The organism is Cupriavidus sp. HE11, from assembly GCF_056097175.1.
The window spans coordinates 1,267,855-1,281,868 of the sequence record NZ_CP184465.1; the positions used below are offsets into that span (position 1 = coordinate 1,267,855).

At 66.5% G+C, this 14,014-nt stretch carries 9 protein-coding genes; 3 read left to right on the plus strand and 6 right to left on the minus strand.

Features of this window, described 5'->3' with window-relative positions; genetic code table 11:
* Position 1: 1 nt before the first annotated feature.
* From ACOABP_RS23030 to ACOABP_RS23040, 3 genes are all read right to left on the minus strand, one after another.
* The gene (locus tag ACOABP_RS23030) at positions 2 to 508 is read right to left on the minus strand and encodes a tripartite tricarboxylate transporter TctB family protein (protein WP_474227964.1); all 507 of its coding nucleotides are present in this window, start codon (positions 506 to 508) and stop codon (positions 2 to 4) included.
* Positions 509 to 687: 179 nt separating this feature from the next.
* A complete protein-coding gene (locus ACOABP_RS23035) occupies positions 688 to 1,692 on the minus strand; it encodes a Bug family tripartite tricarboxylate transporter substrate binding protein (protein WP_474227965.1) in 1,005 nt (334 codons plus the stop codon).
* 116 nt (positions 1,693 to 1,808) lie between these two features.
* On the minus strand, positions 1,809 to 3,017 hold the full coding sequence (locus tag ACOABP_RS23040; protein WP_474227966.1) for a pyridoxal-phosphate-dependent aminotransferase family protein: 1,209 nt from the start codon (positions 3,015 to 3,017) through the stop codon (positions 1,809 to 1,811).
* A gap of 250 nt (positions 3,018 to 3,267) precedes the next feature.
* On the opposite strand from ACOABP_RS23040, the gene ACOABP_RS23045 reads away from it, so the two are divergent.
* The 3 genes from ACOABP_RS23045 to ACOABP_RS23055 all read left to right on the plus strand — a co-directional run bounded on the left by ACOABP_RS23045 (position 3,268) and on the right by ACOABP_RS23055 (position 8,538).
* Positions 3,268 to 3,960, plus strand: a complete 693-nt coding sequence (locus ACOABP_RS23045) for a GntR family transcriptional regulator (protein ID WP_066740829.1) — start codon at positions 3,268 to 3,270, stop codon at positions 3,958 to 3,960.
* A gap of 74 nt (positions 3,961 to 4,034) precedes the next feature.
* Complete coding sequence (locus ACOABP_RS23050; protein ID WP_474227967.1) at positions 4,035 to 7,055, plus strand: FAD-binding and (Fe-S)-binding domain-containing protein; 3,021 nt, start codon at positions 4,035 to 4,037, stop codon at positions 7,053 to 7,055.
* Positions 7,056 to 7,369: 314 nt separating this feature from the next.
* Positions 7,370 to 8,538 (plus strand): IS3 family transposase gene (locus ACOABP_RS23055; protein WP_474224667.1). Its coding sequence is split into 2 segments (ribosomal slippage): positions 7,370 to 7,637 and positions 7,637 to 8,538, totalling 1,170 coding nucleotides; the frame shifts between segments, so codons are not numbered across the junction.
* 311 nt (positions 8,539 to 8,849) lie between these two features.
* Here ACOABP_RS23055 and ACOABP_RS23060 read toward each other — a convergent pair.
* The 3 genes from ACOABP_RS23060 to ACOABP_RS23070 all read right to left on the minus strand — a co-directional run bounded on the left by ACOABP_RS23060 (position 8,850) and on the right by ACOABP_RS23070 (position 13,988).
* Positions 8,850 to 11,288, minus strand: a complete 2,439-nt coding sequence (locus ACOABP_RS23060; RefSeq protein WP_474227968.1) for a penicillin acylase family protein — start codon at positions 11,286 to 11,288, stop codon at positions 8,850 to 8,852.
* 100 nt (positions 11,289 to 11,388) lie between these two features.
* Positions 11,389 to 12,978: a sulfite reductase subunit alpha gene (locus ACOABP_RS23065; RefSeq protein ID WP_474227969.1), complete on the minus strand. Its 1,590-nt coding sequence runs from the start codon at positions 12,976 to 12,978 to the stop codon at positions 11,389 to 11,391.
* Positions 12,975 to 13,988, minus strand: coding sequence for an FAD:protein FMN transferase (locus tag ACOABP_RS23070; protein ID WP_474227970.1), 1,014 nt, complete (start codon positions 13,986 to 13,988; stop codon positions 12,975 to 12,977). Before ACOABP_RS23070 ends, ACOABP_RS23065 begins: the two co-directional genes overlap by 4 nt.
* Positions 13,989 to 14,014 lie beyond the last annotated feature (26 nt).

The window sequence follows — 14,014 nt, forward strand, 5'->3', positions numbered from 1 at the left end:
CTCAGAATCCAAAAGCCGCTTCGAGCGGCCCCTTGGGGAGCGGCACGCGGAACTGCATTTCGAAGATCCAGAACAGCACCACGTTGATGACCACGCCGGTCAGCACCGCGCGCCACCATGCAAACTTGCCGATCGCCAGCATGAACCCTGCAATGAAGATGGCCGATGCCACGTAGATGCCCAGGAAGGCGATCAGCGCCACGTACACGGTCAGCGGCACCAGGATCACGGCCACCTGCTTGAGCTGGGGCCAGGTCACGAACACGGCATCGTTCGGTGTGCGCAATGCCTGCCACAGTACGACCAGGCACGCCAGGAAGATCAGCGCACCGATGCGCAACGGAAAATAGCCGGCCTCCGGGCCGTCGGGCGCCCAGCCGGCGCCGATCTGGTAATTGCTGACCATCACCACCACCGCGCCAAGGGCGATCAGGATGGCGACGCCGATTTCGGCAGCGCGCACCGTGATCGCCGCCGGCGCGGCGGCGTCATGTGTTGGATTGCTCATTGGGTGTCTCCCCCGTTCTGTTTTCGGCTCCCCTCTCGCACTTGTGGGAGAGGGGTTGGGGAAAAGGGTGTCGGGGTTCTGCCTGCCGGATATGCAGTTCGAACCGAGATGCCCTCTCCCCCGGCCCCTCTCCCGCCACGCGGGAGAGGGGAGCAAACCATCAGCCAAAGCTAGCGCACTTACTTCGCCGCCACGAAACCCGCTTCCTTGATGATGTCCTTGTGGCGCGTTTCGTCGGCCGTCAGGAATTCCACCAGCTTCGGGCCGGCAATGAAGTCGTTCTTGAGCGCGTTCTTCTCGAGGTATTCCTTCCACTCGGGCGTAGCCACCACCTTCTGCATCAGGTCCACGTAGTACTTCTGCTGATCAGGCGTGACGCCGCCGGGCAGCATGAACACGCGCAGCATCTGGTATTGCACGTCCAGGCCCTGTTCCTTGCAGGTGGGGATGTCGTGCCAGCTCTGCGTGCCCGTGATCTTGGTGGTGTATTGCATGCGTTCGGGCGCATAGACGCACAGCGCGCGATGCTCGCCGGCCCGCCACTGGCCGATCGATTCGGACGGGTTGTTGACGTTGGAGTCGATATGCTTGCCCGACAGTTGCGTCGCGGCCTCGCCGCCGCCCTTGTACGGGATGTAGATAAAGCGCACGCCGGCCTTGCGCTCGGTCTGCGCGGTGATGATCTGGTCTTCGCGCTTCGAGCTCGTACCGCCCATCTTGAACTTGCCCGGGGTCTTCTTCACTTCGGCCAGGTAGTCGGACGGCGTCTTGTACGGGGCCTCGGCGTTGGTCCAGAGCACAAACTCGTCCATGGCTACCATCGCCACCGGCGTCAGGTCGCGCCAGTTGAACGGCAGCTGGCTGATCATCGGCACCGTGTAGAGCGCCGACGACGTCACCAGCAGCTTGTGCGCATCGCCCTTGGACGCCTTGGTATCCATCAGCCCTTCCGCGCCGCTGGCACCGGCCTTGTTCACGACGATCATCGGCTGGTTCATCAGCTTGTGCTTGGCGATGATGCCCTGGATCGAACGAGCCATCTGGTCCGATGCGCCGCCGGCGCTGAACGGCACAACCACTTCCACCGGTTTGGTGGGCTCCCATGCAAAAGCCGGCGCGGCGGCCAGCGCGACACCAAACAGCGGGGCGCACGCGAGCGCGCGCGCAGCATAACGAAACGTCATGGTCTGTCTCCTTTGGGTGGCGGCCGTGCGCTCTGGCGGCGCATCGGCCTGTTGTCGGAGCGGCCTCTGAGGGGCCGCCTCTTTCTGCTACATCGGTCGGGTTGTCAGGGCCCGGGTCAGGCCGCGCGCAAGGCCGGCTGCGTGGTGGCCGCGTTGCGCAGGCTTTCCATCGCCGCCAGCACGCCACCGGCGCGATGCGGCACGCCGGCCAGCGCCAGCCCCATCTCCACCCCGGCCAGCGTGCCCATCAGCGTCAGGTCGTTGAAGTCGCCCAGGTGGCCGATGCGGAAGACCTTGCCGGACAGCTTCGACAGGCCCTGCCCCAGCGACATGTTGAAGTTCTCGAGCACGGTCTTGCGGAACGTATCGGCGCTATGACCATCGGGCATGACCACGGCGGTCAGCGCCGGGCTGTATTCGGCCGGGTTCTGGCACAGGATCTCCAGCCCCCAGGCCGTCACGCAGGCGCGCGTGGCCGCAGCATGGCGCTGGTGGCGCGCGAACACGTTCGGCAGGCCTTCTTCCAGCAGCATGTCGCACGCCTCGGACAGGCCGTAGAGCAGGTTCGTGGCCGGCGTGTACGGCCAGAAGCCGTTCTTGTTCGATTCGAGGATCTCTTCCCAGCCCCAGAACGCCTTCGGCAGCTTCGCCTTGGCCGAGGCAGCAATCGCCTTCTGGCTGACCGCGTTGAACGAGATGCCCGGCGGCAGCATCAGGCCTTTCTGCGAGCCCGATACCGTGACGTCGACACCCCACTCGTCATGGCGATAGTCGACCGATCCCAGTGACGAAATCGTATCCACGAGCAGCAGCGCCGGGTGATTGGCGGCGTCGATGGCACGGCGCACCGCCGCCACGTCGGACGTGACGCCAGTCGACGTCTCGTTGTGGACCACGCAGACCGCCTTGATCTCGTGGTTGCGGTCGTCGGCCAGGCGCTCGCCGATGGCTGCCGCGTCCACGCCATGGCGCCAGTCGCCCACGATGAATTCGGGGTTCAGGCCAAGCTTGTCGGCCATCTTCTTCCACAGCGACGCGAAATGGCCGGTTTCGTACATCAGCACCTTGTCGCCCGGCGACAGCGTGTTGACCAGCGCCGCCTCCCAAGCGCCGGTGCCCGACGCCGGATAGATCACCACGGGCTGTTCGGTCTGGAAGACCTTGCGGATATCGGCCAGAACCTTCTTGCCAAGCTGCTGGAACTCGGGGCCACGGTGGTCGATGGTCGGGTAGTCCATCGCGCGCAGCACGCGGTCGGGCACGTTGGTGGGTCCCGGAATCTGCAGGAAGTGCCGGCCGGCGGGATGGGAATTCAGTCGGATCATGTCGCCTCGTGTCCTCACGTTTGAATTTTGTATTCAAAAAACAGGGATGCACTGCAGCGCCAGCATGCGGGATAATGTTGGCAGGCAAGTACGCCTGCCATTCCGCTAAAAAGCCTTATAAATCAACAACTACAAGGCCTTGATGCCAGTCGTTGCATGGTTCCGGGTGGCAAAAATCGCACCGGAACGTGATTCGTGCTTGCCCCAGAGTAGGTTTTGAATACAATACTGTCAAGCCACACGATCCCTGATGAGCACTTCTCCGACCCTATCCCCGCAAGCCGTCGACCGCCAGATCCTGCACGTGGCGGTGGCCCAGCGCCTGCGCACGATGATCATGGAGGGCGATCTGGCGCCAGGCACCCGGTTGAACGAGCGCGTGCTGTGCGACCTGCTGCAGGTATCCCGCACGCCGTTGCGCGAGGCCTTCAAGGTGCTGGCCGCCGACGGGCTGGTGACGCTGCTGCCGAACCGGGGCGCCGAAGTGGTGGTGCTGTCGACCGACACCGTCAATCACCTGTTCGAGATGATGGGCGCGCTCGAAGCCATGTCGGGCGAACTGGCCTGCCAGCGCATCACCGAGGCCGAGCTCAACGAGATCCGCGCACTGCACTTCGAGATGCTGGCGTGCCACGCCCGGCGCGACCTGCCCAACTACTACGCGCTGAACCGGCGCATCCACGACGCCATCAACGCGGCGGCGCGCAATCCGATTCTTGAGGAGACCTATCGACGCATCAACCTGCGTATCCAGGCGCTGCGTTTCCGCTCGAACTTCGACCACGACAAATGGGACATGGCCGTGCGAGAGCACGGCGAGATGCTCGATGCCCTGGCGAAGCGCGACGGTGCGGCCCTGCGTGACATCCTGCGCGCGCACTTGGAGCACAAGCACGCCGCACTGATCGCCGAACTAGAACGCGCACAGAACGTCGCCGCCTGAACCGAAGCGCCCGCAGCGGGCGCTCCGTCCATGGCGGCAACTTCGAGTGTCCGCAACCGGAGACATCCCCGCTCATGGCCTTGCCTGTCACCCCTACGCCGCCCGGCGTGCAACCGCTGCGCTTCATGCCCGGCGCCGCGTCGCCGTCCGCCCTGCAATCGCCGCTGTACCGGCGACTGGCCGCCGAGCTGCGCGGCGACGTGCTGTTCGACACCGCCAGCCGCGGCCGCTATGCCACCGACGCGTCGATCTACCAGATCATGCCGCTGGGCGTGGTGGTGCCGCGCGACGAAGCCGACGCCCGGCTCGCGCTCGATATCGCCCGCGACCTGAAGGCACCGCTGCTGCCGCGCGGCGGCGGCACCAGCCAGTGCGGCCAGACCGTGGGCGAGGCGCTGGTCATCGACAACAGCAAGTACCTGAACCAGGTGATCGACTTCGATCCGCAGGCGCGCACCGTCACCGTGCAGCCCGGCATCGTGCTCGATCATCTGAACGCGTGGCTCAAGCCCCACGGCCTGTGGTTTCCGGTGGACGTTTCCACTGCCGCGCAATGCACGATCGGCGGCATGACCGGCAACAACTCGTGCGGCTCACGCTCGATCCAGTACGGCAACATGGTGCACAACGTGCTGGGCGTGCAGGCCATCCTGGCAAATGGCGACGACGTGCGCTTCGACGCGCGGTGGCCGGACGACAACGCCCCCCACCGCGTCATTGCCGATGGTGTACGCCGCATTGCCGAGCGCGAACGCGAGGCCATCGCACAGATGTACCCGAAGGTGCTGCGCCGCGTGGGCGGCTACAACCTCGACATCTTCCAGCCCCAGAACGAGCGGCCCTATACCGCCGACGGCAGCGTCAACCTGGCGCATCTGCTGGTGGGCTCGGAAGGCACGCTGGCGTACTTCCGCCAGATCACGCTGCAACTGGCACCACTGCCCACGCACAAGACGCTGGGCGTGGTCAATTTCCCCACGTTCTATCAGTCGATGGACCTGACGCGCCATATCGTCGGGCTCAAGCCTGCTGCCGTGGAACTGGTCGACCGCACGATGATCGACCTGGCGCGCAGCAATCCGGCCTTCCGCCCCGTCATCGACAAGGCCCTGATCGGCGAGCCCGAGGCCATCCTGCTGGTGGAGTTCGCCGGCGAAGACCGCGACGCCACGTTGCGTGGCCTGCGCCAGCTGGTGGAACTGATGGCCGACCTGGGCCTGCCTGGCTCGGTGGTGGAGATGCCCGACGCCGGCCCGCAGAAGGCGCTTTGGGAAGTGCGCAAGGCCGGCCTGAACATCATGATGAGCATGAAGGGCGACGGCAAGCCGGTGTCGTTCATCGAGGACTGCGCGGTACCGCTTGAACACCTGGCCGAATACACGTCGCGCCTGACCGAGGTATTCCACAAGCACGGCACGCGCGGCACCTGGTATGCACACGCCAGCGTCGGCACGTTGCATGTACGCCCCATCCTCGACATGCGCCGCGACGGCGCGGGCAAGATGCGCGCCATTGCCGAGGAAGCCGCCGCCATGGTGCGCGAATACAAGGGCGCTTACTCTGGCGAGCATGGCGACGGCCTGTGCCGGGGCGAATGGGTGGCGTGGCAGTTCGGCCCGTCGCTGGCGCACGCGTTTGCCGAGATCAAGGCGCTGTTCGACCCCGACAACCGCTGCAACCCCGGCAAGGTCGTGCGCACGCCGAAGATGGACGACACGGCGCTGTTCCGCTTCCCGCCCGGCTACACGGTCAAGCCGCTGCAACCGGCGCTGGACTGGTCGGCCTGGAACGTCACGCGCAACCCCGTGACCGAGGCGGAAAGCGCGCCGGGCACCGGGCTCGATCCCGCCAACGGCCTGGCTGCCGCCGTGGAGATGTGCAACAACAACGGCCACTGCCGCAAGTTCGACGCCGGCACCATGTGCCCGAGCTATCGCGTCACGCGTGACGAGCAGCATCTGACTCGCGGGCGGGCCAACACGCTGCGGCTGGCGCTGTCCGGCCAGCTCGGCAGCGAGGGCCTGCTCGATCCCGCCGTCAAGGACACCATGGACCTGTGCGTGTCCTGCAAGGGCTGCAAGCGCGACTGCCCGACCGGCATCGACATGGCGAAGATGAAGATCGAGGTGCGCGCCGCCAACGCCCGCGCCGGCCGGCTGCGCCTGCGCGACAGGCTCGTGGCCTTCCTGCCGCGCTATGCGGGCACCGCCAGCAAGCTGCCCTGGCTGTTCAACCTGCGCGACCGCGTGCCGGGGCTGCCGCAACTGGGCGAACGGCTGCTCGGGCTGTCAGCCAAACGCTCGCTGCCGCGCTGGCAGCCGGCTTTCCTGCGCGACGACTACCAGGCGCAGGCCGCGGGCAGCAAGGACGTAGTGCTGTTCGTCGACACCTTCAACAACCATATGGAACCCGGCAACGCACGGGCTGCCCAGCGAGTGCTGGAGGCGGCCGGCTACACCGTGCATCTGTCGGGTGTGCCTGGCGAGCGTCCGCTGTGCTGCGGCCGCACGTTCCTGGCAGCCGGTCTGGTCGATGAAGCCAAGGCCGAAGCGAAGCGCGCGCTCGACACGCTGCTGCCATTTGTATCGCGCGGCGTGGCGGTGGTGGGGCTTGAGCCGTCGTGCCTGCTGTCGATGCGCGATGAATTCCTGCAGTACGGCTATGGCGACGCCGCACGGGCGCTGGCGGACAACGCCTTCCTGTTCGAGGAGTTCCTGGTGCGCGAACATGCTGCCGGCCGCTTCGCTCCGGCGCTGAAGCCCATTGACCACAAGCAGGCGCTGCTGCACGGGCATTGCCATCAGAAGGCATTCGATGCCGTACGGCCGGTGGAACAGGTGCTGGGATGGATTCCGGAACTCAAGACCGCGCTGATCGAATCGTCATGCTGCGGCATGGCCGGCAGCTTCGGCTACGAAGCCGAGCACCATGAGGTGTCGATGCGGATGGGGGAACTGTCGCTGCTGCCAGCGGTGCGCAAGGCCGATGCCGACACCCTGGTCGTGGCCGATGGCACGAGCTGCCGGCATCAGATCCACGACGGCGCCGGCCGCGAGGCATTGCATGTGGCGCGAGTGCTGGAGATGGCGCTGTAGTGAAGTAAAGGCCTGCCCTCTCCCCCGCCCCTCTCCCGCACGCGGGAGAGGGGAGAACACCAACGGCATTTCGAACGCCGGCTGTTTGCTCCCCTCTCCCGCCAAACGAAAAAGGGAGAACACCAACGGCATTTCGGGCACCGCCTGTTTTCTCCCCTCTCCCGCCAAACGAAAAGGGAGAACACCAACGGCATTTCGGGCACCGCCTGCTTTCTCCCCTCTCCCGCCAAATGAAAAAGGGAGAACACTGTAGTGGTCCAATTTCCTCAGACAGGTCGATAGGTGGAAAATCACGATCGACGAGGAAAGACGACATGACAAAGCAACGCCGCAAGTTTGACGCTGCCTTCAAGCTGGAGGTAGTCCGGATGATCCGGGATCAGGGCCTATCGGTCGCCGAGGTTTGCCACACGATGGCGATTGGCGAGACCGCCTTACGGCGCTGGCTGGTCCAGTACGACCTTGAAGTGGCTGGCGGCAAGGGAGTGGGCAAGCCGCTGACGCCTGAGCAGCAGCGCATTCGCCAGCTCGAAGAGGAAAACCGCCGCCTGAAGGAGGACAACCTGATCCTAAAAAAGGCATCGGCCTTCTTCGCCCGCGAACTCAAGTGATCTATCGAGTGGTTAGCGGATTGCAGAAGGAGGCGATCGCCATCAGTCGGGCATGCCGGGTGCTGGGCGTGAGCCGGGCGGGGTATTACGCGGCCGGGCGAGAGCCTGCCACCAAGGAGAAGGCCTTGCGGCAGGCGGTGTATGTGCGGGCGGCGTTCGAGGCCAGCGGACGTACCTACGGCAGCCGGCGCGTGGCGCAGGATTTGGACAGGCAGGGGGTGAAGATCGGGCGCTATCGGGCCCGCACGCTGATGCGCCAGGAGAATCTGCACCCGGTGTGGAAGCGCAAGTTCGTGGCGACGACTGACAGCCGGCATGGCAGGCCGGTGGCGCCGAACGTGCTGAGCAGGCAGTTCAGGCCCGCACAGCCCAACCGGGCCTGGGTGTCGGACATCACGTATGTGCGCACGGGGGAAGGCTGGTTGTATCTGGCGGTGGTGTTGGACCTGTATTCGCGCAAGGTAGTGGGCTGGGCCAGCGCAGCGGCCATGCCCGCCGCGCTGGTGGCGTCGGCCTTGAAGATGGCCATCCTGCAGCGCAATCCGGCGCCCGGACTGATAGTGCATTCGGACCGGGGCAGCCAGTATGCAAGCGAGGAGTACCAGGGATTGCTGGCGCGCCACGGCCTGGTTTGCAGCATGAGCCGGGCCGGCGATTGCTGGGATAACGCTGTAGCAGAACGCTTCTTCCTGAACCTGAAGATGGAGCGCGTCTGGCAGAGGCGGTACGTCGACCGGGCCGAAGCCCGGCGCGACATCACGCAGTACATCGTGGGTTTCTACAACCCGGTGCGCTTGCATTCGACACTGGGCTACACGTCGCCAACAGACTACGAGGACAAGTTCCAACAGACCACCCTAATACCTGTCTGAAAAAACTTGACCACTACACACCAACGGCATTTCGAACGCCGGCTGTTTTCTCCGCTCTCCCGCCAAACGAAAAAGGGAGAACACCAACGGCATTTCGGGCACCGTCTGCTTTCTCCGCTCTCCCGCCAAACGAAGAAGGGAGAACACCATCGGCATTTCGAACGCCGGCTGTTTGCTCCCCTCTCCCGCCAAACGAAAAAGGGAGAACACCAACGGCATTTCGGGCACCGCCTGTTTTCTCCCCTCTCCCGCCACGCGGGAGAGGGGCCGGGGGAGAGGGCAGGCTCCTCAATGGCCCAAGGCGCTCCGCATCACTGCGGCACCAGCTCCACGCGTTCCTTGCTTTCCTTTTCCACCGCCTTGCGCGAATACACCAGCGGGAAATACTCGCCCTTGGCCCACAGCGGCGCCAGGTCGCGATAGTGCGGGCTGGCCGGGTTGCCCGACTGCCCAGGCGTATTGACCACGCGCGACGCGTCCCAGTTGCCCACGTCGAGCACCATCCGGAACGACGCCCCGGCCGTCAGCTGGTAGTCGCTGTTGCGGTAGCTGGTGTTCATTGGCGTGAACGACGATCCGCCAATCGGGCCCGCATTGACGTCGAACTGCTGGCGCTGCGCCGGGTCCAGGATCGGGTCCAGCGGATGGCTGAACACGGCCGTGTGCAGCTTGCCCCATTGCCAGGTCCTGGGATCGCTGCCGAGCTTCTTCTCGATCTCGACCATTGCCGACTTCAGCGTACCGGTCATGATCTCGTTGCGCTTGTCCACCGTCATCCACGTATCGGGCCGCTCCAGCACGGCGATCACGCGGCTGGCATCGCCGGGCCCGACCAGCCGCGCGCCCTCCGGCGACAACGCGGCACGCACCACGGCCGTCCGCAGGTACTTGGTGAACCAGACCTCGAACAGCGCGGCGGCGGCGCTGTCGGCGCGCTCGTTGCCGTCCCAGTTGCGCAGCAGGTCCAGGCCGCGCTGCACCTGGGCATCGCTGCTGTTCAGCGGCTTGACGAGCGCCACCACGCGCTGTGCGGGCAGCGATACCGTGTCGCTCTGCCATGCCATCGAGTCTTCCAGCGAACTGCGCGGATTGGCGGCCACCAGTGCCTTCAGGCGGCGCGCCCGCGAGCTGTCGCTCCACTCGTAGCCCACGCCGATCTTTGCGGCCGGATGATTGGGCGGGATGTTGTTCTCGTTGGCCGTTACCACGTAGCCGGGCGCCGGGTTGAATGCCCACGGCAGCTCGTCCATGTTGCGATAGCCCGCCCATTCGTAGCGGCCATCACCGGGCACCGGCATCAGGCCGTCCCAGTTGGGCCGGTTGACAGTCAGCCCGCCCGGAATCCAGCCGATATTGCCGCTACGGTCGGCATAGACCTGGTTTTCGCCCGGCGCGCCCCAGCGGTTCATGGCGGCGCGGAACTGGTCCCAGTTCTGGGCGCGCATATAGTCCATCGAGCCGAAGTACGGTGCCATGCCGTAGTCCAGCCAGGCCGCACGCAGCGCGTAGGCGCGGCCGGTCTTGGCATCGGCGAACAGCACCGGGCCATGCCGGGTGTAGTCGATCGACACCTTGCGTGGCGTGGCTTCGCCGCGCACCGCGATCTGCTCGGTGACGGTTTCCATCGGCTCCCAGCGGCCCTTGTAGCGGTATTCGTGCGCCTGGGCGGGGTTGGTCTCGTAGACGTAAAGGTCTTCCTGGTCCATGTAGAACCGGGTCAGGCCGAAGGCAATCGTGCCGTTGTGACCAATCGAGATGCCGGGCAGGAACGGTTCGCCCGCGCCGATTACCGACAGCCCCGGCGCATTGAGATGGCTGATGTAGCGCAGGCTGGGCGCGCCATGGGCACGGTGCGGATCGTTGGCCAGGATCGGGCGGCCCGTGGTGGTGCGGCTGCCGGCGATCACCCAGTTGTTCGAGCCCAGGCTGCGGCCGGTGTCGCTGTTCGCGTCAACGGTGGCGTAGAGCTGGTCCACCGGGATATTGTCGGCCTTGCTGACGCCCTGCGACCACCATTCCTTCGGAAAGCGCGGTGCAGCCGTGGCAAGGTCGTAGGCGCGGCGCAGTTCGGCAGCCGGCACGGCGCAGGTGTCGAGACCCTCGGGCACCTTGGGCTCGACCGCCGGATCAAGCTCGCGGCGCACCCAGTCGGCGCGTACGGCGTTGGGCTTCACGTAGCAGAAGATCTGCGCGCGGTCGATCTCGCCCGTGAAATTCAGCGTCAGGCCATGATGGCGGATGCGCACGATGTCTTCGGCGCGCCAGCGCGACGGCTTGTAGTTGAGGATCTTGAACTCGGGCGGCAGCAGTTCCGGATGCGCCTCCACCTGCGCCACATAGGCATTCACGCCAGCCACGAACGCCTCGGCCACGCGCTTGGCATCCGACCCATAGGCCAGCCATTCGCGATACATGTCGCCCCGGAACAGCACGGCACGCGCCATGCGGTCGCCTTCGACATAGGCCGGGCCGAAGTCCTTCGCCATCTCGCCCAGCCCGCGCTTGCGCCACAGGTCGATCTGCCAGAGCCGGTCGCGTGCGGCCATGAACCCCTGCACATAGAACGCGTCGTAGAGCGTATTGGCGTAGATGTGCGGCACGCCCCAGCGGTCCACCAGCACCGTGGCTGGCTTTTCCAGGCCTGGTACCGCGAACTTGTCCGGGCCGGCGGCCTGGACGGGCAAGCTGGCGGCGGCCAGCCAGAAGGCGGCGACGGCTGCGCGGCGCCAGGGGCGGATGGAACGGGGCATCGGGACTCCTCGACGGAAACTGACAGCGAGGATAGCGGAATGTGATCGCGGAGGCGATCCTGCGCTGCCGCAAAACGCTCGTTGGCGCCCGGCGGCGTGGCTAGTAGACGTCGCGCCGGTAGTGGCCCGTGTCGATCATCTGCTGCAGGCGGGCCTCGCCCAGGATATCGGCCAGCGCCGCGTGCACGCCGCCGGCCATGCCCTGCAGGCTGCCGCAGACGTAGATGGCCGCGCCTTGCGCCACCCAGTCGGCGATGTCGGCCCCGGCCTCCCGCACGGCGTCCTGCACATAGTGCGGCGCCCCGCCATCGCGCGACCATGCACGGTCGATGCGCTGGAGCACGCCCTGCTCGCGCCACACCGCCAGTTCTGCCCCGTGGAAGTCGTCATGCGCGGCAGAGCGCTCGCCAAACAGCAGCCAGTTGCGATGCCGGCCCTGGGCGGCGCGGGTCTTGATCAGCGCCCGCAGCCCGGCCAGCCCGGTGCCGTTTCCGATCAGGATCAGCGGCCAGTCGTCGTCGGGTGCATGGAAACTGCGGTTGCTGCGCACGCGCAGCGAGATATGCGCACCCTCGGCGGCATGCCGGGTCAGCCAGCCCGACGCCAGCCCGAGCTTGCCGTCGGCATGCACCGTCTGTCGTACCAGCAATTCCAGCCGGCCATCGGCGGGCAGTGATGCAATCGAGTATTCGCGATGGGGCAAGGCCGGCAGCGCATCGACCAGCGCCTGAGGGGCCAGGCCCGCCATTGTCGCCATATGAGCATCGGGCAACGGCAGCCGCGTGGACAGTGCGTCGGCCAGCGTCATCGGACGGCTGTCGCAGCGGACCATCATCGATCCATCCATTGACAGCTTTTCCAGCAGCCGCGCCACGGCGTCGGGCGGCTGGCAGGGACCGACTTCGGCGATATCACCGGCCTGCCATGCCAGATCGTCGGCGGCTTCCGGCTGCAGCGCCAGATGCCAGGCTGGCTGGCCCAGGCTGTCCGGGTTCAGCAGCCGGCGCTCCACAAGCTGCCAACGTCCGTAGCGCGGGCGTTCCCAGTCCGCGATCTCGGCGCCGCCGCTCAGCGCGGACAGATGGTTCTGCCAGTGCCGCAGCGCGCCGGGGTCGCCATTGTCGACTTCAACCATGTCGAACAGCGGCTCGGCCTGATGGCGCTGCAGCCAGCCAGACAGCGCATGGCCGAACGCACAGAAGCGCGCGTAGCTGCTGTCGCCCAGCGCCAGGATGCCGAAGCGCAGTTGCTTCAGCGCATCGGGCGAGGTGCCCGACATCAGCTTGCGCGCGAAGCCCGATGCCGTGTCCGGCGCATCGCCCTCGCCCGTCGTGCTGACCAGGAACAGGGCTTGCCCGCACGCGGCCAGATGCTTGCCATCGAGATCGGCAAACGACAGCAGCTGCACCGGCATGCCCGCGCCCTGCAGCGCCCGCGCGGTCTGCGTCGCCAGTTGTTCGGCAAACCCGGTCTGGCTGGCATAGGCCACCAGTGTCGGCTTGTCTTGGCCGTCGCCAGGCGCGGACAGCGCATCGCGTGCCGCGCGGCGACGCCGGTGTGCGCCGATTACGCCGGCGCAGAACGCAAGATAGGCGATGACCACGCCCGTCGCCATGAACGTACGACTCTGCGCCAGCATGGCAAGCGCCACGCCGGCCGCGAAGACGATGCCCCACAGCCAGCGCGTCATGACAGCATCGCCGCAAAGGCCGGCGTGGCGAGTTCGTCGAAGCCGTCCGGCGTGCGCACCAGGAATCGCGCCGCCAGCGCGTGGCGCTGCGCGAAGGCCATGCCGGCTTGCGGGCCGAGCACGGTGAGCGCCGTGGACAGCGCATCGGCCAGCATGCAATCGCGGTGAATCACGGTGACCGATGCCAGCGCATGCGCGGCCGGATACCCGGTGCGCGGATCGATCGTATGGGCAAAGCGCTGCCCGTCCTGTTCGAAGTAGCGGCGATAGTCGCCCGAGGTCGCCACCGACAAACCCAGCAGCGCGATCATCGTTCGTGCGGGCGCCGTGCCATCGGGCGTGGGCGATTCCAGTTCGACCCACCACGGCATGCCGTCGGGCCTGAGCCCCTGGCCGCGCAGTTCACCGCCGATTTCCACCAGATGGTGCGCCAGGCCCTGCGCATCGAGATGGCGCGACACGGCGTCGACGGCAAACCCCTTGGCGATGGCGCAGAAATCCAGCGAGACACCGCCCGGCTGGCGCACGCGGCGCTGCCCGGCGTCGACATCCAGCCGCTGCCAGCCGCAACGCTCGCGAACGCGCAGCACATCGTCCACGGAGGGCGCCTCGATGCGGCGCCCGGCCGGCCCGAAACCCCACAGGTCCACCAGCGGGCCTGCGGTGGGGTCGTACGCGCCCCCGCTGTCGCGCGCCGCCTGCAACGCGGCCTGCAGCACCGTGAAGCAGTCGTCGGGCAGCGTCACCCAGCTATCGGCGGCCGCACGGTTGAAGCGCGACAGGTCCGACGTGTCAGACCAGTTGCTCATCTGCGCGATCACGCCGTCCAGCACGGCACGGATGCCGGATTCGATATCGTCGGCCTGGTTGGCAGCCTGCCCCGGCGCCAGCACTGCGCGGACCGACCATGTGGTGCCCATCGTCTCGCCGGCCCATTGCCGCACCTGCCCATGCGCCATGGGCGACGGCGGGGGCGCGGACAGCGCGACGGGGATCAGCACGCGGTTCATGGAGTCCTGGGGGCCTGGGGCGTTCT